Origin of the sequence: Enterococcus sp. BWT-B8, from assembly GCF_020567625.1 — a bacterium.
GTDB lineage: Bacteria > Bacillota > Bacilli > Lactobacillales > Enterococcaceae > Enterococcus_L.
Window position 1 is genome coordinate 187,783 of record NZ_JAJDJV010000001.1, and the last position, 22,006, is coordinate 209,788.

Sequence of the window (22,006 nt, forward strand, 5' to 3'; positions counted from 1 at the left end):
AACAGTTGATTGAGCAGAAATGGTTGTTTCTGCATAATATTAAAAAAAGTCTGAAATAATAAAGAATGTTTTTTTCAGTCGGCAGGAATGGAGAGAAAAATGAAAAAAATAAGTATTGCAATTGATGGTCCGGCATCATCAGGGAAAAGTACAGTAGCAAAAATATTGGCAAAAAAATTAAACTATATTTATTGTGACACAGGGGCGATGTACCGCTCTCTGACGTATCTGGCTCTTATTAACAATGTAACAATAGATAACGGCACTAAATTATGCGAATTGCTTTCAACACACACAATTTCCTTTAAGCAGGAGGAGAATGGTCAGCTGGTTTTTATTGATCAGCAAAATGTGACCGATTTGATTCGCCAGCCAGATGTTACCAACTCCGTTTCAGTCGTTTCAGCACACCGCGAAGTTCGTGAAAAACTAGTTGAGCTCCAACAGGACATTGGCAAAAAGGGTGGTATCGTAATGGATGGTCGGGATATCGGAACAACTGTACTGCCGCATGCTGAAGTGAAAATATTTCTTGTTGCCAGTGCAGAAGAACGAGCACAAAGACGATATAAAGAGAATGTTGAAAAAGGGATTGCTACAGATCTCGAGACATTAAAAAAAGAAATCGAACGTCGAGATGAGATTGATTCAACAAGAGAAGTTTCTCCGCTGGTTCAGGCGGCAGATGCAGTACGAATTGATACAACTGGAATGTCAATTTCGCAGGTAGTTGAACGAATTGAGTCGATTATTCGTGAAAAAGCGAATTAGAATCAATAAAATATGATTATTTAAGAGAAATCGCTTTATTTTTTCCTCCAAATCCCTTAATATTAGAGAAACGAGACTTTTTTTACGAATTTTTGTTGGCATAGGAGGATAAGTATTCATGACAGAAGATAATCTAGTAGAAAACAGCAATGAAACAATGGAAGACGCAATGAATAGCGTTCAGGAAGTTAACGTGGGGGATATCGTTAAAGGCGAGGTTCTTGCAATTGAAGACAAACAGGTAATTGTCGGAATTGAGGGAGCGGGTGTTGAAGGTGTTGTACCTGCGAAAGAACTTTCTACTTCTCAGGTAGAGGATATCAATGATTTAGTAAAAGTACATGATATTCTGGACTTGGTTGTTATTACTTCAATTGGCAAAGATAAAGAGAACGGCAGTTATCTATTGTCTAAGCGCCGTTTAGATGCAAAAAAAGTTTGGGAAGAGATCGAAACAGATTTCCAGGCAGGCAAAATTATTGAAGCACCGATTACAAACGTTGTAAAAGGGGGCTTGGTTGTTGATGTTGGGGTACGAGGATTCGTACCGGCTTCAATGGTCGAAGATCATTTTGTCGATGATTTTTCTGAATATAAAGGAAAAACAATGAGATTCAAAATTATTGAAATTGAACCTTCTGAGAATCGGTTGATTCTATCTCATAAAGCTGTAGTTGAAGCAGAGAAGGAAGAACACAAAAAAGAAATTCTTGCTGATCTGCATGACGGAGATGTTGTAGACGGGAAAATTGCAAGATTAACTGATTTTGGTGCATTTGTTGATTTAGGCGGAATTGACGGTCTGGTTCACGTTTCAGAAATCGCTCATCATCATGTTGATAAACCAAGCGATGTACTGAATGTAGGAGACGAAGTGAAAGTTAAAATTCTTTCAATCACTCCTGATGAAGAACGTATTTCATTATCCATCAAAGAAACGCTGTCTGGACCTTGGACAGATATTGAAGAAAAAGCTCCTGTGGGTGCTGTTCTTGATGGAATTGTAAAACGTTTGACAAGCTTTGGCGGATTTGTTGAAGTATTCCCAGGTGTGGAAGGACTTGTTCATATTTCTCAAATTTCTCACAAACACATTGCAACACCACATGAAGTTTTACATGAAGGTGACGAAATTAAAGTGAAGGTGCTCGATGTAAATGAAGAGGAGCATCGTATAGCTTTGAGTATTAAAGCATTAGAAGCGAAACCTGAAATGCAGGAAGAGCCTAAAGAAGTACAGGAATATGAATTACCTGAAGAAAATACTGGCTTCACCATGGGAGATATACTTGGTGATCAATTAAAAGCTCAGGAGACAGAGGACGAGTAATAGTGAAATAAAAGCTGCAGGAAACCCGATTGGTTTTCTGCAGCTTTTTTGTTAGTCAACTATCAAAATTGGATTTGGATGATTTTTGATAAAAAGTCAAAATTGAGCCATCCACTGTAGTTAATTCCACGTAATTTATTCCATCATCAGTACGTTTGATTACACAAGGCGTATTGTTAGAGGCTTTATTTACAAATGCAACTAGTTTATCTAATTTTATCGTAGGAATAATAGAGACAAGTTCTTTTCTTGGCTCTCCTTTAAATATATGGATTTTCACCGATTTTTGTGACCTATCGTAAAAATACTGGAAGGGAATCGTATAGGCTAAACCGTAAGCAGCTAAACCAGATGCATCTCTTTTTTCCACTTTTGTCAGCCAGCCGAGAAATGTATCAAACCAATGTAATGTCTTTTCTATATCAGAAGAATAATAGACCGCCTCTATACCTAGAGAAAGAGGACCTTCTGGCATGGTTGAATTTTCATCATTATTATACATACAAAACGCCCCCTTACTTAAAGTTTCTTTTATACTATCATTATAAGTAAAAAGCAACCTGTTTTCAAACAAGTAGAAAAAACTGACTTTTTTTTAAAACTGATTAGAAGTATTATTGATTAAGGATTTATTTTAAAAATACGATAAATTAATCAAATTAGTAAAATAAATTTTTGGAAATTGGTAAAAAGTATATATGAAAATATGTAAAATGAAAACAAACTAAAGATATTCATAGCATTCAATTAGAATGTTTTCGCATTCAAAAGAATGTGCAGTAAAAAAATAAGCTGGTGGTGAAATTAGCTTTCTTTTATATCATGTCTGTGGCATCATCGATGAAATAGATAGAGATATTTGCTTTCTTTCAGAAATGGCATCAGGAATATTAATTTTAAGCTTTTTCCATTGGAAGAAGCTGTAACTTACTTACTAAAAAAATATTAGTTTTTTTTTGATCATAAATATATAAGTGTATTCTATACCAGAAGAAATATAAAAAAATTTCTTGCATTTATTGACGATTATAATCTTTCAATTCATAATCTGACATGTTCTTTGAGTTTTTCTTGCATAATCATTGAATTATGAGGTAAACTAGACAAGATTGAAAACTGTCAAGGAGGTAGTTTTATATGGCAAATCCTACAATAGCAATTGTTGGTCGACCTAATGTCGGCAAATCGACAATTTTTAACCGTATAGCTGGTGAACGTATCTCAATTGTAGAAGATACTCCAGGAGTGACAAGAGATAGAATTTATGCAAAAGGTGAATGGCTTGGTCGTGAATTCAGCATTATTGATACTGGTGGAATTGATTTAGGTGATGAGCCTTTCATGGAGCAGATTAAGCATCAGGCTGAGATTGCGATCGATGAAGCAGACGTTATCATTTTAGTCGTCAGTGGTCGTGAGAGTGTCACAGATGCAGATGAAATGGTGGCAAAGATATTATATAGAAGCAATAAGCCGGTTATTTTAGCTGTTAATAAAGTTGACAACCCTGAAATGCGGGCAGAAATTTATGAGTTTTACGCTTTAGGACTTGGGGAACCGTTTCCTGTATCAGGCAGCCATGGCTTGGGAATCGGAGATGTTTTAGATGAAGCAGTGAAGCATTTCTCTACGGAAACGGAAGAAGAGGAAGAAGGGCTGATCAAATTCAGTTTGATTGGACGTCCAAATGTTGGAAAGTCTTCTTTAATCAATGCAATTTTAGGTGAAGATCGAGTAATAGTTTCAGAGATAGAAGGAACAACTCGAGATGCAATTGATACGTATTTTGAATCAGAAGATGGTCAGAAATTTTTAATGATCGACACAGCAGGTATGCGTAAACGCGGCAAAGTGTATGAGACAACTGAAAAATACAGTGTGATGCGGGCAATGCGGGCAATTGAACGGTCAGATATTGTTTTAATGGTTCTGAATGCCGAAGAAGGAATTAGAGAACAGGATAAAAAAGTTGCAGGCTATGCACATGAGGCTGGTCGCGGCATTGTGATTGTTGTCAACAAATGGGATACGGTTAAGAAAGAAACAAATACAATGCGTGAATTCGAAGAAGAAATTCGTGACGAGTTCCAATATCTTGATTACGCACCGATTATTTTTGTCTCAGCACTTACAAAACAACGGCTAAACAAATTGCCGGAGCTGATTGAAACAGTCAGTATGAATCAAAATCTGAGGATTCCATCAGCTTTACTGAATGATGTGATCATGGATGCGATAGCAATTAATCCAACACCAACAGACAAAGGCAAAAGATTGAAGATTTTTTATGCGACTCAGGTTGCGGTTAAACCGCCGACTTTTGTTATTTTTGTAAACGAAGAAGAACTGATGCATTTTTCATATGCTCGTTTTTTAGAGAATCAAATTCGAAATGCGTTCACTTTTGAAGGAACACCGATTAAAATTATCCCAAGAAGGCGAAAATAGTGCATTTTACCATAATGTCATCAAATGTTCAAACATATTGGAATATTTGATGATTTTTCAAAAAAAACTATTTAAATAGCGTTAAATCCCTTGCTATTACTAGTTTCCTATGATATCTTGTTAACAGAATATTGATCCGATTCAATATTTATATTTTGTCTTTGGACCACTCAAAGTCAAAATACATTTGATGTCTATTTTAGATATCCTATCCTTATGGAGGAGGTGAAATAATCCATGGCAAACAAAGCAGAATTAATCGAAAATGTTGCATCTTCAACTGGCTTAACAAAAAAAGACGCAACCGCAGCGGTAGATGCTGTATTTTCAACAATCCAAGAAACTCTTGCTAAAGGTGAGAAAGTTCAATTAATCGGTTTTGGTAACTTTGAAGTCCGCGAACGTGCTGCACGTAAAGGACGCAACCCACAAACTGGTAAAGAAATCCAAATCGCTGCAAGTAAAGTACCTGCGTTCAAACCAGGTAAAGCGTTGAAAGATGCTGTTAAATAGAGCAGTTCGGGGAACCCTTGATTTTCAAGGGTTCTTTATTTATTTCCGGGGAAAGTCAGTATCTGAACAAAATGATTAGAAAAATATTCCCTGCTTATAACCCAAATGATTTAAGTAATTTTTTCTCTCTATCCTGAAATAACTAGTTATTTAATTCTTAAATTTCATAATGATATCTATTGGTTTATTATTTTATTTGCTACAATAAATTTAAGCGTTTTCAACTAATCGATAATAAAAGTGACCAGTACTGAAGCGGCTGATCACTTTTTTATTTGCAGCAGGAAGCTGATTTTCCAGATTCAAAAAATAAATTCATTTTTTCTGTAACCATTTCAACACTGAGACGTATTTAGAGTGAAGGGGGTCAAAAGGTGGATGGGTTTGACGGGGATTTTACAAAGGAATTTAAAAGCTGTCAGCAAGAGCTTTTTCGCTATGCTTTTCATCTGACAAAAAACAGAGAACAGGCGGATGATTTAATTGGAAACGCCTGGTACAAGTATCTTTTGAATATTGAAAAGATCAACAGTTCCCAGAGAAAATTCTGGCTGCTTCGAGTGATTTATAACGAATTTATTGATTCTCAACGAAAAAAGAAAAGATGGCGGTTAACATCTCTTTCTAATAATAAAACAAACAGTTTACTACAGACAGAATCAATTGAAGAAGCATTGGAAAAGAAAGTTGAGAAAGAGAATCTGTTGGCAATTATTGCCAGTCTGGAGTTTCCTTATCGCGAAGTTATTTTTCATTTTTACTTTTCAGAAATGTCGGTTACGGAGCTCCAAGCCTTTTTTGGAATGAACAGCAGTCAAATAAAGACAATCTTGTACAGAGGACGCAAAAAGATAAAGGAGAGGATACTAAATGGGTGAACATGAGAATTTTAAAATACTTTTAGAAAAATATCAATATGGTCAGCTTTCTGAAGAAGAAAAACAATATGTAGAGGAAGAGTTGAAAAAAGCAGAAGCGATTCAGGACTACCTGTTTTCTTTGGAAGATTTACCGAAAAATAAAGAAATTCCGATTTTTGAGACGGAAGATGTTAAACATATTCAAAAAGTTATTCAAAAAAAATGGCTGAAGCAAGGGATAATTACAGGAATAATTGTTCTATTTATCCTGTTGGGAGGATACTTTTTAGGGGGACCGCTGCTTAACCAGTTATACTTCAATCCATTGAAGGGGCAAAGTGAGAATACCTATAGTGATTTTGAATTGTATGAACGAATTAAGGATAGTCTGTCTCCGGATGGGCCTAATTTAACAAGTGTTAATATTCAACAGACTGGAATTGGTACCTATCAAGTAGATGGGCAGTATGTTGATGTTTTCAGAAATAACTATCAGCTGCAGTCCATCACAATTAAAAAAGATGAAATAGATTACCAGCCGGTAACCTCATACTATCATTCTTTTCTCCCTTCAAGCTGGATTTCAACAGAAAAGATGTTTGGCAGTAAACCAAACCCTGACTTAGCGGAACTAAAAGAACGAATCAATGGTATGCCTAAAAGCAGCTATTTAAAAATCAAATTGTATTTTGAACCTTATAAAAAAGTTGAATTGAATCAGGTTCAGTCGCTTGTAAAACAAAATGAGCTTGAGTATGTGCTGGGAGCTGGAATATTATCTACTGATTATTCCTATCTAGGTACTTCTAATTTTGGACTCAATTTTGGTAAAAGCTACTTGAGAATATTCAATCAGGAAGACGCAGTAAGTCATAGAGAACAACTGGAGCAGCTGAATGAAAAATATCCGGAGCTTTTTCCGTCAAATAATATCAGAATCAGCATGGATTCTGATAAGTTGGAGCAGCATTATTTATCCATGCTGAGTTATTTGATTGATCAGGAAGAGTTGGGAACCGAAATTGAAAAAGTCTACTTCCCTCAAGTATATAATCCTTCAACTGAGGAAGAAAAAGAGCTTTATGCCTCATATCCGAAATATATTGACAGCCTTAAAGAAGCAAAAACGATTGTTGAGAAAAATGGTCTGATTGTCAGTACCTTAACCATTGTTATTCAGCCGTATCAATTTGAATCCTTAATTGACGATGAGATAATTTCAGGAGTTGGACTTGAAGGTGTTGAAATTGAGAACAATTTTTTGTGGAGCGATTTATAGGGATAGCGTAATAATTACTCATAAAAAATGAAGCGTACAGTAGGGATGAGAACAAACTGTTTTCGCTTCATTTTCTTTTTATTCTATTATCCAAAGCATTTTGAACAAGGAGTCAACCCCATACTTTGAGCTGCCTCCAGACTAGCAGGTGTATATGTTCCGTTGCCGCATTTTCGTGTATGATAATGTGCGCCGGTTTTCGTTACTAAAACGGTTTGTTCATTGGTTTGTTCCTGCAGAGCCTCTTCTTTCTGCATTTCGGCTGCTGCCTGAACTTCCTGATTCCTAATATTTTCATCAATTGCATTTAGTCTGGCTGTCAAATCTGAATTGTGCGCAGGTAGTCCATTCACAGAAGCTAACGCAGCCTCATAATTTTCTCTCGTAAGATTTGCCTCTGCGGCAGCTACCGCAGAAAAGGCTTCAGCTGTCTGAGCTGCAAGTTCTTCTGCTTTTTTAGCCTCTTCATCTGCAATTCTTATTTCTTCTGCTTTCTTTGAAATGAAGGGGCCTGATGCAATTAGATCAACATAACTATAGTTGCCGATCCCATCTTTATCGACAGAAACTTTTACACTTGTGTTCGAAGTGTTTGTGAGAGCATAATTATATTCAAAGTAGCCTTCTGAATCAGAAGTTATTTCACTGATTGTTCCAATTTTGACAGTTGCATTGGGTTTTGTTGTACCACTTATTAAAATCAGACCCTCTTCATCTGATTCCAGCCTGCTTTCAATGACCAGTTCAAGGATTTTTGGCTCAGATAAACTTGACCTGGTTGTCGAAATAATCGTAGAATTTTTCCTGGATATATCTGGATTTTTCTCAACAGATTCATTTTCTTTTGGAACTGTTATTCCCAATAAAATAAAAGAAATAATCAGTATGCCGATAGAAATATTCCTCGATCGTTTATTCGGTTTTTTTCGAATAAAGTACCATGTAGCAAACGCACTGCAAATAATTCCCAACGCAAATAAATTATCCATTTTCTTTCCCCGTTCCGTGTTATAATACTAGTGCTCTGATCAAATTATAAATTACTATAAAAGATAGTCTGCAAATGATGTCAATGACAAGAGCAAGCAACTTCAAATAGCTTGACTCCAGTTAGGGATAAAATCGGTGTTTTCTTCCGAGTTGCTCCTGTGCTGGCTGCACGTTTCTTGAATTAGAAGCCTAACTTAGCTTTAAACTGGTCAACACAATAGCTGCAATCTATTCATTTATTTGTTATTCAAAATGCACCTCCTGTGATTCATTCCAACAGAATGTTTTTTTGCTGAATAAAATGGTTAATGTGTATCCTTTGAGTTTTTATTTCTGCTCCAAAGTATCTTATTGATGTACATTTGTATGTATAGCTTAACATAAATTGGAAATAATAGGAATAAAAAATAAGAAACTAAGATAATTGCGTATCTTTTAGCTTATAGTGAATACTCAGCAGAAAAGCAATCTCTGATTAAAAAATCAGTCTATTTACTTTTATTTCCTGCAGATTCTTTTTGAAAGAGCCTGGAATAACAATTTTTCGGGTGTTTAAAATATCTGTTGAAGGGGAAAGATGGTAGAATAAAATCAGGGAGGTGCTCTATGGAAGTTCTTTACGAAAAAGATGAGCAGCAAAGCCTGGTTGTTTATGGCGAGACAGTAGCATCATTATTAAAAGAAGAGCAGTTTGAAGAAAAGCATATTTTGCTGGTAACAAATCAAAAATATTACGATCTTTTTTCAGATAAGCTGATTCGTTTATTTAATCATCGTCAAAACCTTGACTGGTACATATGCAGTAATGATGCCCACTGTAATAATTTTAGTGAATTGGCATCTTTGTTGGCTTTTATTGGAGCATTTCCAATTTCAAAAGACTATATGCTGATTGGAATAGGAAATGAAGGAGTCATGCATCTTTCTTCTTTTATTGATCGAACAGCACCATTTAAAATAAATACATGGCAGCTTCCGCTTTCTCTGCAAGCCTTAAGTAAAGCAATTTCAGGTTATGGGCTAATAGAGCTGAATCGTCAGAAAGCATTGCAGTCTATTTCACTGGCAGAAAAAATTATCTATGATCAAACGATGATAAAAAAAGACGGAGATAGTCAGTTGGCTGATTTTATGGTATTTATTCAGTGCGGGATTGTTTGCAGCCATGATTTCTTAAGGGATCTGTTTCGGAATTTTTCCGACAAACAACGGCTGAATCAACAATCCTTTAACGGACTTTTAAATCCATTGCTTCAGTTTTATGAAAAGCAGGGGAATTCAATTCAGGAATTTGGCTATATTTTTGAAAAAGCATTTTACGCTGTAGATGGCGGACATCTTCTTTCGAACTACATGAAGCAGCTGCTGGGTATCTTATTACAGCTATTATGGTCCCAACAAAAAAATGGATTTTCGTTTCATTTTGAAAATTTCCTAATCTGGCTGATGCGTTTAGGCTATCCTGTTGAATTTCCGAAGCAAATATTTACCAGTGATTATGTGCAGGAGCTTTTGACCTGCAGCGAGAATTTGGGGAAATCTTTATTATTACAGGATATAGGGGTTCCAGAAGAGAAAGTAAACTTTGATGCAGAACAACTGCTTCTGACAGTAGAGGAATACAGGAAATTGATTAACAAGATAGAAAAAGGACAGTGAAAAAATGACATATAGTGAAAAGATGTTGCAGGCTCTGCATGCAGAAAATCTGGCAGAAGCACAGCTGATGCTGATAGAAGCATTGAAAAATGATGATGAAGATACCTTAGTTCAACTTGGAGAAGAATTGTTGTCTATTGGTTTTTTAGAAGAGGCAAAACTGATTTTTGAACAATTGCTTTCGAAATTTCCGAATGCAGAAGGTCTGAATTTACCATTAGCGGAAATTGCTGTAGAGAATGATCAGTTTGATGAAGCTCTTGCTTATCTGGAAAAAGTACCTGAAAACAGCCCAAGTTATCCTCAGTCTCTATTGATTTTAGCAGATCTTTATCAAGTGATGGGAATTCCGGAAGTTAGTGAAGCCAAACTCAGAGAAGCACAGCATCTTCTTCCAGAAGAACCGCTGATTCAATTTGCATTGGGTGAGCTGTATTTTGTGAATGGGCAGTTCGCTGAAGCCGCAATACAATATGCAGAGCTGTTGGAACAGGGAGAGGAAAATGTTTCTGGGGTTTCGATCAATGAACGTTTAGGTACCAGTTACAGTATGCAGGGATATTTTGAAGAAGCTGTCCCTTTTCTGGAAAATAGTTTAAAAGAACAACAGACAGATGATCGTCTGTTTCAATTGGCCTTCACCTACATTCAGATGCACGAAAACCAAAAAGCTATTATTTTATTCCAGCAGCTCAGAGCCCTAAATCCGCATTATCAATCTCTTTATTTTTATCTGGGAGAAGCTCTTCAGGAAGAAGAATTACTGGAAGAGGCGCAGGAGGTCTTGGAGGAGGGAATCCACGAGAATCCGTTTCAGGTCGATCTCTATCAATTAGCTTCAGAAAATGCTTATCGGCTGCATGATATTGAAAAATCAGAAAAATTGTTGAAACAGGCAATTGAATTGGGAGAAAAATCAGATGAATCATTACTGACACTCAGCAATTTATACAGAACAGAAGAACGTTTTGACGAAGTCATTCAGACTCTTGAAAAAATGGAAGAAAAGGGACACCCATACGCAGAATGGAATCTTGGGAATGCCTACAATGAACTGGAAAAGTTTGATCAGGCAAAACGCCATTACCAGCAGGCCTATCAGGAATTGGCACATGAACCGGACTTCTTAAAAGAGTATGGACTTTTTCTAAGAGAGGAAGGAATGCTTTCAGAAGCCAAAGATTTGTTCCAGCGCTATCTGACAATAGAACCAGGTGATAATGAGGTTTTATCTTTACTGGATGACATCGGGGAAGGTTAGGCGATATTATGGAAATTAATGTAGCAGAAAAAAAGAGTTTTTTGGTTTGGCTAGTGAACAATATTTCCTTTCCAAAACGTGAAGTAATCTGGATATTGAATTATTTGATTAATCATGAAGTGATTTTAAATAATGTATCATTTGTAGAGTATGCAAATAAAACAGATCGCGGGATTCAAATTGCTTCAGCAAGCGCAGATTATGAACCGATTATATTATATCTTCAAGGAAAAACCTTTACGGATACGGATCAGATTTTTCATGAGATCCGAATGAACTGGAAAGATCGTCTGTACCTTGAATGTATTTTTGATAAGGCATTCCAGAATACGGAGTATCTTTCTATACTTGAAGACAATCCTTTTTCCCCTTGGAAAGAGAATATCAGTGATGAAACGGTTCAAAAAATAAATGCTTATTTTGAGCATCAAGAACATACTGCCCGTATGGCGCTGCTTCGTTCACAGATTGATCAGTCATTGGAAGATGGAAACCACGAAGCCTTTCTAGAATTGTCTGATGAACTGAATCGAATGAAGCAGTTGTATCATTAAGAAGCTTTGATGTTTACAATACTAAAAAAGGAAACATGATAAGACAGGTGCTCTGCTTATCATGTTTCTTTTTTAGGCATTTTTCTAAATAGTTTCTTTTCAGGCTTTGCATAGGTAAAGCCTTCGCCAATCGCCTCGTGTACATTTGTAACGGAAATAAATGCTTTTGGGTCCAGTTCGTGAACGATTCGTTTAATCTCTATAATTTCACTTGGGCTGACAACAACATATAAGATCTTTTTGTCGATTTGAGAATAACCGCCTGTTCCGGAGAGATAGGTTACTCCCCGTTCCAGCATTGCCATAATCACTTCACCAATGTCTTCTGAACAGTTTGAAATGACTAACATTCCTTTGGCTGAATAAGCACCATCCAGGACTGAGTCCACAATTTTGCTGAAAACAAATGAAACAATTAACGTATACATTATTCGTTTTACATCCAAATAGGTTAAGGATAATGTTAATACAAAGACATCAAAGAGAAGTAGAGAACGTCCCATACTGACTCCGAAATTCTTCTCTAGTATCCTCGCAATAACATCGCTTCCTCCAGTAGTTCCACCCACTCGATAAATCAAACCGCTGCCTGCACCTCCCGCCAGTCCTGCCAGCAAAGAAGCAATTAGAAGATCATGGTCTAAATTAATGGAAACTGGAAAGCGTTGAAAAATCCACAGAAAGGCAGAAAGTGAAAGTGTCCCGATAATCGTATAATAAAAGGCGTGCTTTCCCAATATTTTTCCGCCAATTAGAATCAGCGGGATATTAATAAGCAAAGTAGAATAGGCTGGATCAATGTTGAAGAGTGCCAGTAAAATCAGTGTAATACCGGTAACACCGCCTTCAGCAAGATCATTTGCGATATTTATATTTACAAGACCAAAAGCATAAAGTGCCGTCCCAAATAAAATAATAATACTATCTTTAACATAAAAACTTTTTTCTTCCATATGCTCACCTCCTTTTCCTTCATCACTGTATCATTCAATACAAAAAACAACAAGAAGAATCTTTTCAACCGAAAAAGTTTTTGATAAGATGTCAAAGAAGGAAGGTTGTGAATGAAATGACAGAAAAGCCAGAATCACTAAAAGCTATGCAGAAAGAAGTAGATACGTATATTCAACAGTTTAAAGCAGGTTATTTTTCACCGTTGAGCCAGATGGCTCGTTTAACAGAAGAAGTGGGAGAACTTGCCAGAGAGATCAATCATTACTACGGAGAAAAACTAAAAAAAACGGATGAACAGCTAAAAACAGTGGAAGAAGAACTGGGAGACGTCTTATTTGTCACAATGATTATGGCCAATTCTCTTGATATTGATCTGACAGAAGTGTTTAATAGAAATATGGATAAATTTAACAAACGGGACAACTACCGTTTTGAGAGAAAGGATGGAAAAACACATGATTAAAATAACAATAGCCGGATTTAAAGGGAAGATGGGGAGTACTGCACTGAATATGGTGTTAAATGACCCGGAGCTGGAACTGGTAAGTGTGTTGGACCCTTTTGCAGAAGAAAAAAATATTAATGAAATCCCTGAATACCGTTCGTTGGACATCCCTGTTTTTAAGACAAAAGAGGCATTGCTCCCCACAAAACCAGATGTCTGGATTGATTTTACAGTTCCGGCTGTTGCCTACGAAAATACGCTCTTTGCCGTTGAAAATAAGATTGCTCCAGTCGTTGGAACAACAGGCTTTACAGAAGAACAAATTGAGACCTTGAAAAAAAAGTCAGGAGAACTTAAAGTTGGCGGTTTGATTGCGCCTAATTTTGCAGTTGGAGCTGTTTTAATGATGCAGTTCGCCCAGAAAGCAGCTGAATATTTTCCGGATGTGGAAATTATTGAACTTCATCATGACTTGAAACTGGATGCACCTAGCGGAACAGCAATTAAAACAGCCGAAATGATGGCTGAGGTTCGCCAGGAAAAGCATCAAGGTCATACGGAAGAAAAAGAGCTGATTCCAGGAGCGCGTGGAGCAGATTATGAAGGAATGAAGATTCACAGTGTACGGCTGCCAGGACTGATTGCCCATCAGCAAGTTCAATTCGGAGGAACTGGAGAAGGGCTGCTGCTTCGTCATGATTCATATGACCGCAGCTCATTTATGACCGGCGTTGCACTGGCTTGTAAAAAAGTCGTTGGTTTAAATAAGCTGGTTTACGGATTGGAAAATCTATTATGAAATTGGATATCATGCCAGAAGAATTTGTCAAAGCACTTGGTGTTATTAAAGAAATTGAGCTTCATGGATTTGAAGCTTATTTTGTAGGCGGCAGCGTAAGAGATGCCTTGCTTGGGAAAAAAAGTCATGATGTCGATATTGCTACAAGTGCGTATCCTGAAGAAATCAAGAGAATTTTTAAGCGGACTGTAGATGTAGGAATTGATCATGGAACAGTATTAGTCTTATATGAAGATTCTCAATATGAAATTACAACTTTCAGAACGGAATCAACCTATCAGGATTTTCGAAGACCAGACAAAGTGACATTTGTCCGATCACTCGAAGAAGATCTAAAAAGAAGAGATTTCACGATTAATGCATTGGCACTGGACAAGGAAGGTACAGTGATTGATCTGTTTCATGGACTGGATGATTTGAAAAATGGGGTTATTCGTGCAGTTGGAAATCCCAAAGAGCGATTTCATGAAGATGCGCTGCGTATGATGAGAGGGCTTCGCTTCGCCAGTCAGCTTGATTTTACGATTGAGACAGAAACACTCAAAGCAATTTATACCTTCCATGAGCTGCTTTCCAAGATATCTGTAGAACGTATTTCTGTAGAGTTTTCAAAACTACTGTTGGGAAACAACAGACAAAAGGGGTTCAGCCCTTTTATAGAAACTGAATGTTATCGAAATTGTCCCGGTTTGGCAGAACATCTGAAAGGCCTGCTTCGTTTTTCAGAGCTGCCGAATTTTCCAATAGAAGAAGAACGTCAAGCATGGGCGTTGCTGATTAAGGAGCTGTCAGTTCCCAATAAGGAAATTCGTCTGTTTCTAAAAAAGTGGAAGCTGTCGAATCAGATGATGCATGAAACAGCAGAACTGGTATACTGTTTGAATAAGAGATTGGAAGGAGCTTGGCTGCCGGAAGATCTTTATCGTGCCGGTCTTGATCGGGCGTTGGCGGTCGAAAAGCTATTGTCTTTTTATAATCTGAAAGGTAAACTAAAAGAGACGGAAGAACAATTTTTAGCGTTACCAATCAAAGAAAGAAAGCATCTGGCAATTACAGGGAACGATTTAATGACAATTATTGACAGGAAGCCTGGCAAATGGCTGGGTTTATTGATTGATTATCTTGAGAAATCTGTTATCAATAACGAGATTCCAAATGATAAAGAGATGCTAATTTCTTGTTCAAAAAAAATTATTGAGCAGCAGGATTTTCAAGGCTGAGTATTTATCGCTTCAATTTCACCTTGAAAATTATTTTGTTGCCAATTTTACAGGTAATGAAACAAATTGTTTTTGAAAATAAAAGGAGTGGAAGAAATGGATACTTTTTCCAAAAAATTTGTTGTTAAAGAAGAACACACTGCTAAAAATGCTGGGTCCGGTGATCTGGATGTACTTGCAACACCGGTAATGATTGCTATGGTAGAAAATACTGCAAAGGATTTTCTGGGAAAAGAATTGGCTGACGAAGAAACAAGTGTTGGGACTTCAATTAATGTGAAACATTTACATCCATCAAAAGTAGGGACTGAGATTACTGTTAATGTAAAATGTACAGAGCAGGAAAAAAATAAAATCGGCTTCTCTTTTGAAGTGATGGATGAAGATAAGCTTGTTGCAACAGGTGAGCATTATCGTGCAGTGATATTAACAGAAATTTTTCTGAGCAAACTGGGTTAGCACAACAAAGCGTTTTTTTAGTCACTTGTCCGTAAATATGCTAAACTGAAAAGTGTGTTAAGACTATTTTTTAAGGAGATAATATTATGGCAAGAGAAATGACCGGGTTAAAATTTTATTTTAGAAATGGCGAGACTTGGACAATTAACCGCCGCTACATTGGAGATTTGTGGATCAAACAGATAACTACAAGCTTTGGACGTATCAATGGCAGTGAATTTGTAGAAATTCATCCATGTGCCGGTTTTAAAATCGAGATTTTTCAGGAAGGCGATCATGTTCAAACCCATGATATCAACATGGGCGGCTTAGAATCAGGAATGTTCGCACGAGCTTTGAAATACGAAGATATCGAACGTATGGAAATTTTATACAAAAGCGGTACGCCTGATTTAGTTTACTTCCCATACAAAGACAAAAGTGATGAAGGCTTGGATAATGTTTATCAATCAACAAAAATCAGTGAAAAAACAAACAGTCTGTACATTGTAATTGATCCAACTCAAACGGTTGATGATATTTACGCATCTGAATTATAATTCAATATTCTATTTGGACACCTCTTCTGACGGAGGTGTCTTTTTATTAACGGTTTTAGTCGGTTTTAATCAATAAAGATGCTGAACAAAAATATGCATAACTACATGTGGTAAAGTGTTATGTCATCAACAGTTAATCGGAAATTATATTCTTAGACAGTTCATACACTAACCCTCTGAATTTAAAAGCAGAATTAAAAAGAACTTTTCTTTTTTTAATTTATTTGTTGACAATGGTTATAGATAAGCTTATACTTATCTCAATTCTTAAAAACAGTAGTGGAGTGATTGACATGAAAAAAGCAATTAAGAAACATTCACAACTGAATAAGTATTACTTTAGCTATTTTAGATGAGTTTGTATTCATGAGTATCATGGGTGCAAACAGTGCAAAACGCAAGTTTGTATCTATGATGGCTAAAGAATTTCAACATGACTTTCAAGCCGCGTAGATGAAAATCTATAGTGGCTTTTTCTTTAATTTTTTTTGCGAGGTACTCACTGTAGATTTTCTGTAAAATTTCAGTGGGTATCTCGCTTTTTATTTTGATTTTATGGAGGTTGAAGGATGGAAAACAAGATTACAGGACACACCCGATTGGTCGGATTATATGCAACTCCGATTCGACACAGTGTTTCACCTATGATTCAGAACACAGCATTCCAGGCACTCGGGATCGATGCAGTATATCTGGCATTTGAGCTTGGAACGGATCGTCTGCCGCAGGCGATTGATTCAATACGTAATTTAGACATGCTGGGTGCAAACCTGTCCATGCCGAACAAAATGGCTGCAGTTCCTTTGATGGATGATTTAAGTGAAGCAGCCAAGCTGGTTGGCGCTATCAATACGATTGTTAATGTGAACGGTAAGCTGACTGGTCATATTACAGACGGTACTGGATTTATGCGAAGCTTAAAAGACATGGACATCGATATCATCGGACGAAAGATGACACTTATAGGAGCAGGCGGGGCAGCAACAGCAATTATTGTACAAGCTGCACTTGATGGTGTGAAAGAAATTGCCGTTTATAATCGCAGAGATGAATTTTTTGAAAAAGTAAAAGAAAAGCTGACTTATATAAAGCAGCAGACAGACTGCAATATTCATTTGCATGATTTGGAAAATGAAAGCGAGCTGGCAGCAGACGTAAAAGACAGTACATTGCTGGTTAATGCTACAGGGGTAGGAATGAAGCCGGATTTGGAAGCTGCTCCTATCAGTGATTTTTCAATCATCACAAAAGATCTGGCGGTATTTGATGTCATCTATACTCCAAGAGAAACTCGATTGTTGAAAGAAGCAAAAGCCAGAGGCGCAAAAACAGCCAATGGACTTGGGATGCTTTTGTATCAGGGCGCCGCAGCATTTGAGCTTTGGACGGGTAAGGAAATGCCAATAGAAACAGTAAAATCTATTATTGAAAACAGCTAATAAAACATACAAAGAAAACTCAGGAGGAATTTAATTATGATTGTTATTATGAAAGCTAATGCAACGAAAGAACAGGTAGATTCAATTATCAATAGAGTCAAAAAAGAGGGATTGGATGTTCAGATTAATCAAGGAAAAGACCATGTAGTTATCGGACTTTTAGGAGATACCAGAAAAATGCAGGATGTTGCTTTTAACAGCTATGAAGGGGTAGAAAACACCGTTCGTATTTCCAATACTTACAAACTGACATCAAGAGAGTTTCATCCACAGGATACAGTTGTTGATGTAGATGGTGTTAAGATCGGAAATGGCGAATTTGTCACAATGGCCGGTCCTTGTTCCATTGAAGGATTGGATCAGATTAGAGAATGTGCAAGAATTGCTAAAGCAGGAGGAGCTCAGATTTTACGCGGAGGAGCTTTTAAACCGCGGACGTCTCCATACGCTTTTCAGGGACTGGAAGAAGAAGGGTTGAAATTCATTCGTCAGGCAGCAGATGAGCTCGGAATGAAGGTTATTACAGAAGTAATGGATGAAGCCCATATTGACATGGTTGCTGAATACAGTGATATTTTGCAAATTGGCGCCCGTAATATGCAGAACTTTAAACTGTTGGCATCTGTCGGGAAGACAGGAAAACCAATTGGCTTAAAACGCGGAATTTCAGGTACAATTGATGAGTGGCTGAATGCAGCGGAATATATCGCTGTTCAAAACAATAATAATGTGATTTTTATTGAACGGGGTATCCGCACCTACGAAACAGCAACACGAAATACATTTGACTTAAGCGCAGTTCCGTTAATAAAAAAACTGAGCCACTTCCCAATTATTGTAGATCCAAGCCATGGAACAGGAATTTGGGATTTAGTGCCGCCTATGGCTCGCGCAGGAGTTGCAGCAGGAGCAGACGGTATGATTGTGGAAATTCATCCAGATCCGGCAAATGCATGGTCTGACGGACCTCAGTCATTGAACGAAAAAACTTACCTGCGAATGATGGCAGAAGTTCAAATAATGGAAAAAGCGATGAAAGAGATTCGAAATCTGGACAAATAAATCAGCATCGCTTCAATGAATGAGTATAAAAGAAAGCAGGGATTATATGTTAACAGTTACCCTTCCAAATCACAGCTATGAGATTATCATTGAAAAAAACAGTCTGTCTCGTCTGGGAGAGTGGGTTCAGCAATTATGGAAGCCTCAAAAAATCGCAGTAATCACAGATCGTACAGTAGATAAAATTTATAGTTCAACGGTACTTGAGCAATTATCAGTTGCAGGGTTTGATGTTACTAAATTTGTAGTACCGGCAGGAGAACCCAGTAAAAATTTAACAAATACTGAAAAAATCTATGATCATCTGGCTGAAAATCAGTTTACTCGAAGTGATGGAATTATTGCACTTGGAGGTGGTGTGATTGGTGACCTGGCAGGTTTTGCTGCTGCAACATATATGCGTGGTATTCATTTCCTGCAGGTACCAACTACACTACTTGCTCAAGTTGACAGCAGTATCGGAGGAAAAACGGGTGTCAATACTAACCGAGCAAAAAATTTAGTTGGTGCATTTTGGCAGCCAGACGGTGTCCTGATTGATCCTGAAACATTGAAAACGTTAGAAAATAGACGTTTGAAGGAAGGGATTGCTGAAATCATAAAATCTGCAGCAATCGCCGATAAAGAGCTCTGGGGAAAACTGCAGCAGTTAAAAGATGAACAGGATCTGCTGCAGCATGCTTCTGAAATTATTACTGATTGTTTAAAGATAAAAAGAAAAGTTGTAGAAGAAGATGAACTGGACAATGGCATTCGGCTGATCTTAAATTTCGGTCACACGATTGGTCATGCCATTGAAAATACAGCTGGTTATGGTGTTGTCAGTCATGGGGAAGCCGTAGCAATAGGAATGGTTCAGATGAATCAAATTGCTGAAGAAAAAGGGTTGACTCCAAAAAATACGACAAACCAGTTAATTGAGTTAATAGAAAAATTCGGTTTGCCTGCTACTTATGACAATTGGCAGGAAGAAACATTGTTTCAAGCGCTGACTCATGATAAAAAAACCAGAGGTACATCAATAAAGATTATTTTACTTGAAACAATTGGTCAGGCAAAAATTGAAACAGTTAGCATTGAAGAGATGAAGGACTATTTGAAAAGGAGCTGAGCTTAGTGAGATTTATTACAGCAGGTGAATCACACGGACCTGAATTAACAGCAATTATTGAAGGACTGCCTGCAGGGCTTCCTTTAAGTGCAGAGGATATAAATTTTGAACTCGCCCGTCGTCAAACCGGCTATGGCAGAGGTGGAAGAATGCTGATTGAAAAGGATATGGTGCGTATCACATCAGGTGTTCGTCACGGAAAAACTCTGGGATCTCCAGTTACTATGATTGTGGAAAATAAAGACTGGAAAAACTGGCAGTCTGTAATGTCGGTTGAACCGGTGTCTGAAAAAGAAAAAAATATTCGCAGAGTCAATAAGCCAAGACCGGGGCATGCGGATCTGGTAGGGGGGATTAAGTACGAGCATGATGATTTGAGAAACGTACTTGAACGATCTTCAGCAAGAGAAACAACGATGCGTGTAGCAATTGGCGCTGTTGCCAAGAAGCTTTTGAAAGAGCTTGATATCGAGGTGGCCGGGCATGTTGTAGTACTTGGAGGAATTAAAGCCGAGATCCCTGAAAATATGACGATATCTGAAGTGAGAAACAGATCAGAGCAGTCAGAGGTACGAGTCGTTGACCCTTCAGTCGAGGAAGAAATCAAAACACTGATTGATCAAACTAAGAAAAATGGCGATACGATTGGTGGGGTTGTCGAAGTATTAGTTGGCGGTGTCCCTGTCGGATTGGGCAGCTATGTCCAATGGGATCGAAAACTTGATGCCAAAATTGCACAGGCAGTTGTCAGCATCAATGCATTTAAAGGTGTGGAATTTGGTATCGGCTTTGAAATGGGGCATAAACCTGGCAGTCAGGTGATGGATGAAATCATTTGGGATAAACAAACCGGTTATACAAGAACATCTAATAATCTGGGTGGTTTTGAAGGCGGAATGACCAATGGCATGCCCATCATTGTGCGTGGGGTAATGAAACCTATTCCTACACTGTACAAACCACTCCAAAGCGTGAATATTGATACTAAAGAAGCCTATAAAGCAAGTGTTGAACGATCAGACAGCACCGCAGTGCCTGCTGCCAGCGTCGTTTGTGAAGCAGTAGTAGCAACCGAGATTGCTCAAGCAGTGCTGGAAAAATTCGGCAGCGATTCATTCGACCAAATGAAAAAGGAAATAACGGATTATCGCCTTTACACTCAGCAATTTTAACCAACTACAAAAATCGGGGTGTGAAGAGAAATGAAACAAAATGTATTAATCATTGGGCTAGGACTGATTGGCACGTCACTGGCACTGGTAATCAGAAAAGAACATCCCAAAACAGTTATTATCGGAATGGATATCGAAAAAAGCTCAGAAGATTTTGCTTTGAAAAGAGGACTAATAGATAAAATTGCGGCTTCAATTGAAAGTGAAGCTCCGAAGGCTGATGTAATTCTGCTGTGCTCTCCTGTTGAAGTAGTTAAGAGGCAGCTGTTGATACTAAGCAAGCTTCGGCTGAAAGAGGAAGTAATCATCTCTGATGTGGGCAGCACCAAACAGGAAATTGTTGCCGAGGCAGAAAAGCTGAAGCTGCATTCATTTATTGGCGGCCATCCCATGGCAGGTTCACATAAGTCGGGGGTTACAGCAGGAGATGAGCGGCTCTTTGAAAATGCGTATTATATTTTAACCCCTAATGTTCTGACAAAACCGGAATATATAAGTTCATTAAAAGAGCTTTTGAAAGGGACAAATGCGAAATTTGTGATATTGACGACAGAGGAGCATGATAAAATCACAGGGATGCTAAGCCATTTACCGCATATTATTGCTGCAGGACTTGTCAATCAAAGCAAGGACTTCACCACCCGACATCCAAGAGCAAAACAATTGGCTGCCGGAGGGTTCAGAGATATGACACGAATTGCATCTTCTGATCCTGAAATGTGGACAGATATATTGATGAGCAACAGAGAAAAGCTTTTGGAGCTGATTTCAAGCTGGCAATCTGAAATGAATCAGGTTTCTAAGTGGCTGAAAGAGGAAAACAGATTGGCTGTTTTCCAGTTTTTCCAGGAAGCAAAAGAGACACGAAATCAAATGCCGATCCATAAAGAAGGTGCTATTCCAGCCTTTCACGACTTATTCATAGACATTCCAGATATTCCAGGAGTTATTGCGGAAATTACGGGAATTATCGGAAAAGCAAATCTATCTCTAATTAATTTGAAAATTCTTGAAACCAGGGAAGATATTTTTGGAATTTTGCAGCTGACATTTAAAAGAGAACAAGACTTGACAAAAGCAAAGGAAGTTATTGAAAAAGAAACGAATTATCTATGTTATGAAAAATAATAAAGGAGGGATA

22 protein-coding genes are annotated in these 22,006 nt (G+C 37.6%); 19 read left to right on the forward strand and 3 right to left on the reverse strand.

Annotated elements, in window-relative coordinates; all coding sequences use genetic code 11:
* Window positions 1–99: 99 nt before the first annotated feature.
* Complete coding sequence (cmk, locus tag LI951_RS00865) at window positions 100–771, forward strand: (d)CMP kinase (protein WP_202066179.1); 672 nt, start codon at window positions 100–102, stop codon at window positions 769–771.
* Window positions 772–889: 118 nt separating this feature from the next.
* Window positions 890–2,101, forward strand: a complete 1,212-nt coding sequence (gene rpsA, locus LI951_RS00870) for a 30S ribosomal protein S1 (RefSeq protein ID WP_229440970.1) — start codon at window positions 890–892, stop codon at window positions 2,099–2,101.
* Between the two features lie 55 nt (window positions 2,102–2,156).
* Here rpsA and LI951_RS00875 read toward each other — a convergent pair whose 3' ends face one another.
* Window positions 2,157–2,603, reverse strand: coding sequence for a hypothetical protein (locus LI951_RS00875; protein ID WP_229440971.1), 447 nt, complete (start codon window positions 2,601–2,603; stop codon window positions 2,157–2,159).
* Window positions 2,604–3,238: 635 nt separating this feature from the next.
* Here LI951_RS00875 and der point away from each other — a divergent pair.
* The 4 genes from der (at window position 3,239) to LI951_RS00895 (ending at window position 7,201) form a co-directional block, all read left to right on the forward strand.
* On the forward strand, window positions 3,239–4,549 hold the full coding sequence (gene der, locus LI951_RS00880; protein ID WP_202066185.1) for a ribosome biogenesis GTPase Der: 1,311 nt from the start codon (window positions 3,239–3,241) through the stop codon (window positions 4,547–4,549).
* Between the two features lie 237 nt (window positions 4,550–4,786).
* Window positions 4,787–5,062: an HU family DNA-binding protein gene (locus tag LI951_RS00885; protein WP_069698339.1), complete on the forward strand. Its 276-nt coding sequence runs from the start codon at window positions 4,787–4,789 to the stop codon at window positions 5,060–5,062.
* Between the two features lie 374 nt (window positions 5,063–5,436).
* A complete protein-coding gene (locus tag LI951_RS00890; RefSeq protein ID WP_229440972.1) occupies window positions 5,437–5,940 on the forward strand; it encodes an RNA polymerase sigma factor in 504 nt (167 codons plus the stop codon).
* A complete protein-coding gene (locus LI951_RS00895) occupies window positions 5,933–7,201 on the forward strand; it encodes a hypothetical protein (protein WP_229440973.1) in 1,269 nt (422 codons plus the stop codon). The genes LI951_RS00890 and LI951_RS00895 overlap by 8 nt, the downstream gene beginning before the upstream one ends.
* An 86-nt stretch (window positions 7,202–7,287) precedes the next feature.
* Here LI951_RS00895 and LI951_RS00900 read toward each other — a convergent pair whose 3' ends face one another.
* Window positions 7,288–8,190, reverse strand: a complete 903-nt coding sequence (locus tag LI951_RS00900; RefSeq protein ID WP_229440974.1) for a hypothetical protein — start codon at window positions 8,188–8,190, stop codon at window positions 7,288–7,290.
* 607 nt (window positions 8,191–8,797) lie between these two features.
* Between LI951_RS00900 and LI951_RS00905 the strand changes: the two genes are divergently transcribed.
* From LI951_RS00905 to LI951_RS00915, 3 genes are read left to right on the forward strand one after another with little or no spacing between them, the layout of a single operon-like run.
* On the forward strand, window positions 8,798–9,850 hold the full coding sequence (locus LI951_RS00905; RefSeq protein ID WP_229440975.1) for a hypothetical protein: 1,053 nt from the start codon (window positions 8,798–8,800) through the stop codon (window positions 9,848–9,850).
* A gap of 4 nt (window positions 9,851–9,854) precedes the next feature.
* Window positions 9,855–11,111 carry a tetratricopeptide repeat protein gene (locus LI951_RS00910; protein ID WP_229440976.1) on the forward strand — a complete coding sequence of 419 codons (1,257 nt, stop codon included), beginning with the start codon at window positions 9,855–9,857 and terminating at the stop codon, window positions 11,109–11,111.
* 8 nt (window positions 11,112–11,119) lie between these two features.
* Entirely contained in the window at window positions 11,120–11,665 is a 546-nt protein-coding gene (locus tag LI951_RS00915) for a YpiB family protein (RefSeq protein WP_229440977.1), read from the forward strand.
* 59 nt (window positions 11,666–11,724) lie between these two features.
* On the opposite strand, the gene LI951_RS00920 is transcribed toward LI951_RS00915, so the two are convergent.
* Complete coding sequence (locus LI951_RS00920) at window positions 11,725–12,618, reverse strand: YitT family protein (protein ID WP_229440978.1); 894 nt, start codon at window positions 12,616–12,618, stop codon at window positions 11,725–11,727.
* Between the two features lie 116 nt (window positions 12,619–12,734).
* On the opposite strand from LI951_RS00920, the gene LI951_RS00925 reads away from it, so the two are divergent.
* The 10 genes from LI951_RS00925 to LI951_RS00970 all read left to right on the forward strand — a co-directional run bounded on the left by LI951_RS00925 (window position 12,735) and on the right by LI951_RS00970 (window position 21,993).
* Window positions 12,735–13,082, forward strand: coding sequence for a nucleotide pyrophosphohydrolase (locus LI951_RS00925; protein ID WP_229441268.1), 348 nt, complete (start codon window positions 12,735–12,737; stop codon window positions 13,080–13,082).
* Entirely contained in the window at window positions 13,075–13,863 is a 789-nt protein-coding gene (gene dapB / locus LI951_RS00930) for a 4-hydroxy-tetrahydrodipicolinate reductase (protein WP_229440979.1), read from the forward strand. The genes LI951_RS00925 and dapB overlap by 8 nt, the downstream gene beginning before the upstream one ends.
* Window positions 13,860–15,083 (forward strand): CCA tRNA nucleotidyltransferase, encoded by a 1,224-nt coding sequence (locus LI951_RS00935; protein WP_229440980.1) that lies wholly within the window; start codon window positions 13,860–13,862, stop codon window positions 15,081–15,083. The genes dapB and LI951_RS00935 overlap by 4 nt, the downstream gene beginning before the upstream one ends.
* 96 nt (window positions 15,084–15,179) lie before the next feature.
* Window positions 15,180–15,542: a thioesterase family protein gene (locus LI951_RS00940; protein ID WP_229440981.1), complete on the forward strand. Its 363-nt coding sequence runs from the start codon at window positions 15,180–15,182 to the stop codon at window positions 15,540–15,542.
* A gap of 86 nt (window positions 15,543–15,628) precedes the next feature.
* Complete coding sequence (locus tag LI951_RS00945; protein WP_202069050.1) at window positions 15,629–16,081, forward strand: hypothetical protein; 453 nt, start codon at window positions 15,629–15,631, stop codon at window positions 16,079–16,081.
* A 569-nt stretch (window positions 16,082–16,650) separates the two neighbouring features.
* Window positions 16,651–17,520 carry a shikimate dehydrogenase gene (gene aroE / locus LI951_RS00950; RefSeq protein ID WP_229440982.1) on the forward strand — a complete coding sequence of 290 codons (870 nt, stop codon included), beginning with the start codon at window positions 16,651–16,653 and terminating at the stop codon, window positions 17,518–17,520.
* Window positions 17,521–17,556: 36 nt separating this feature from the next.
* The gene (gene aroF / locus LI951_RS00955; RefSeq protein ID WP_202069048.1) at window positions 17,557–18,582 is read left to right on the forward strand and encodes a 3-deoxy-7-phosphoheptulonate synthase; all 1,026 of its coding nucleotides are present in this window, start codon (window positions 17,557–17,559) and stop codon (window positions 18,580–18,582) included.
* A 46-nt stretch (window positions 18,583–18,628) separates the two neighbouring features.
* Window positions 18,629–19,693: a 3-dehydroquinate synthase gene (gene aroB, locus LI951_RS00960; protein WP_202069047.1), complete on the forward strand. Its 1,065-nt coding sequence runs from the start codon at window positions 18,629–18,631 to the stop codon at window positions 19,691–19,693.
* A 5-nt stretch (window positions 19,694–19,698) separates the two neighbouring features.
* A complete protein-coding gene (gene aroC, locus LI951_RS00965) occupies window positions 19,699–20,865 on the forward strand; it encodes a chorismate synthase (protein WP_229440983.1) in 1,167 nt (388 codons plus the stop codon).
* A gap of 30 nt (window positions 20,866–20,895) precedes the next feature.
* Window positions 20,896–21,993: a prephenate dehydrogenase gene (locus LI951_RS00970; RefSeq protein WP_229440984.1), complete on the forward strand. Its 1,098-nt coding sequence runs from the start codon at window positions 20,896–20,898 to the stop codon at window positions 21,991–21,993.
* Window positions 21,994–22,006 lie beyond the last annotated feature (13 nt).

Bases quoted from the DNA above. Each gene is read 5' to 3' on its own strand.
- cmk (WP_202066179.1), top strand. From the start codon at position 100: ATGAAAAAAATAAGTATTGCAATTGATGGTCCGGCATCATCAGGGAAA.
- rpsA (WP_229440970.1), top strand. From the start codon at position 890: ATGACAGAAGATAATCTAGTAGAAAACAGCAATGAAACAATGGAAGAC.
- LI951_RS00875 (WP_229440971.1), bottom strand. From the start codon at position 2,603: ATGTATAATAATGATGAAAATTCAACCATGCCAGAAGGTCCTCTTTCT.
- der (WP_202066185.1), top strand. From the start codon at position 3,239: ATGGCAAATCCTACAATAGCAATTGTTGGTCGACCTAATGTCGGCAAA.
- LI951_RS00885 (WP_069698339.1), top strand. From the start codon at position 4,787: ATGGCAAACAAAGCAGAATTAATCGAAAATGTTGCATCTTCAACTGGC.
- LI951_RS00895 (WP_229440973.1), top strand. From the start codon at position 5,933: ATGGGTGAACATGAGAATTTTAAAATACTTTTAGAAAAATATCAATAT.
- LI951_RS00900 (WP_229440974.1), bottom strand. From the start codon at position 8,190: ATGGATAATTTATTTGCGTTGGGAATTATTTGCAGTGCGTTTGCTACA.
- LI951_RS00905 (WP_229440975.1), top strand. From the start codon at position 8,798: ATGGAAGTTCTTTACGAAAAAGATGAGCAGCAAAGCCTGGTTGTTTAT.
- LI951_RS00910 (WP_229440976.1), top strand. From the start codon at position 9,855: ATGACATATAGTGAAAAGATGTTGCAGGCTCTGCATGCAGAAAATCTG.
- LI951_RS00915 (WP_229440977.1), top strand. From the start codon at position 11,120: ATGGAAATTAATGTAGCAGAAAAAAAGAGTTTTTTGGTTTGGCTAGTG.
- LI951_RS00920 (WP_229440978.1), bottom strand. From the start codon at position 12,618: ATGGAAGAAAAAAGTTTTTATGTTAAAGATAGTATTATTATTTTATTT.
- LI951_RS00925 (WP_229441268.1), top strand. From the start codon at position 12,735: ATGACAGAAAAGCCAGAATCACTAAAAGCTATGCAGAAAGAAGTAGAT.
- dapB (WP_229440979.1), top strand. From the start codon at position 13,075: ATGATTAAAATAACAATAGCCGGATTTAAAGGGAAGATGGGGAGTACT.
- LI951_RS00935 (WP_229440980.1), top strand. From the start codon at position 13,860: ATGAAATTGGATATCATGCCAGAAGAATTTGTCAAAGCACTTGGTGTT.
- LI951_RS00940 (WP_229440981.1), top strand. From the start codon at position 15,180: ATGGATACTTTTTCCAAAAAATTTGTTGTTAAAGAAGAACACACTGCT.
- LI951_RS00945 (WP_202069050.1), top strand. From the start codon at position 15,629: ATGGCAAGAGAAATGACCGGGTTAAAATTTTATTTTAGAAATGGCGAG.
- aroE (WP_229440982.1), top strand. From the start codon at position 16,651: ATGGAAAACAAGATTACAGGACACACCCGATTGGTCGGATTATATGCA.
- aroF (WP_202069048.1), top strand. From the start codon at position 17,557: ATGATTGTTATTATGAAAGCTAATGCAACGAAAGAACAGGTAGATTCA.
- aroB (WP_202069047.1), top strand. From the start codon at position 18,629: ATGTTAACAGTTACCCTTCCAAATCACAGCTATGAGATTATCATTGAA.
- LI951_RS00970 (WP_229440984.1), top strand. From the start codon at position 20,896: ATGAAACAAAATGTATTAATCATTGGGCTAGGACTGATTGGCACGTCA.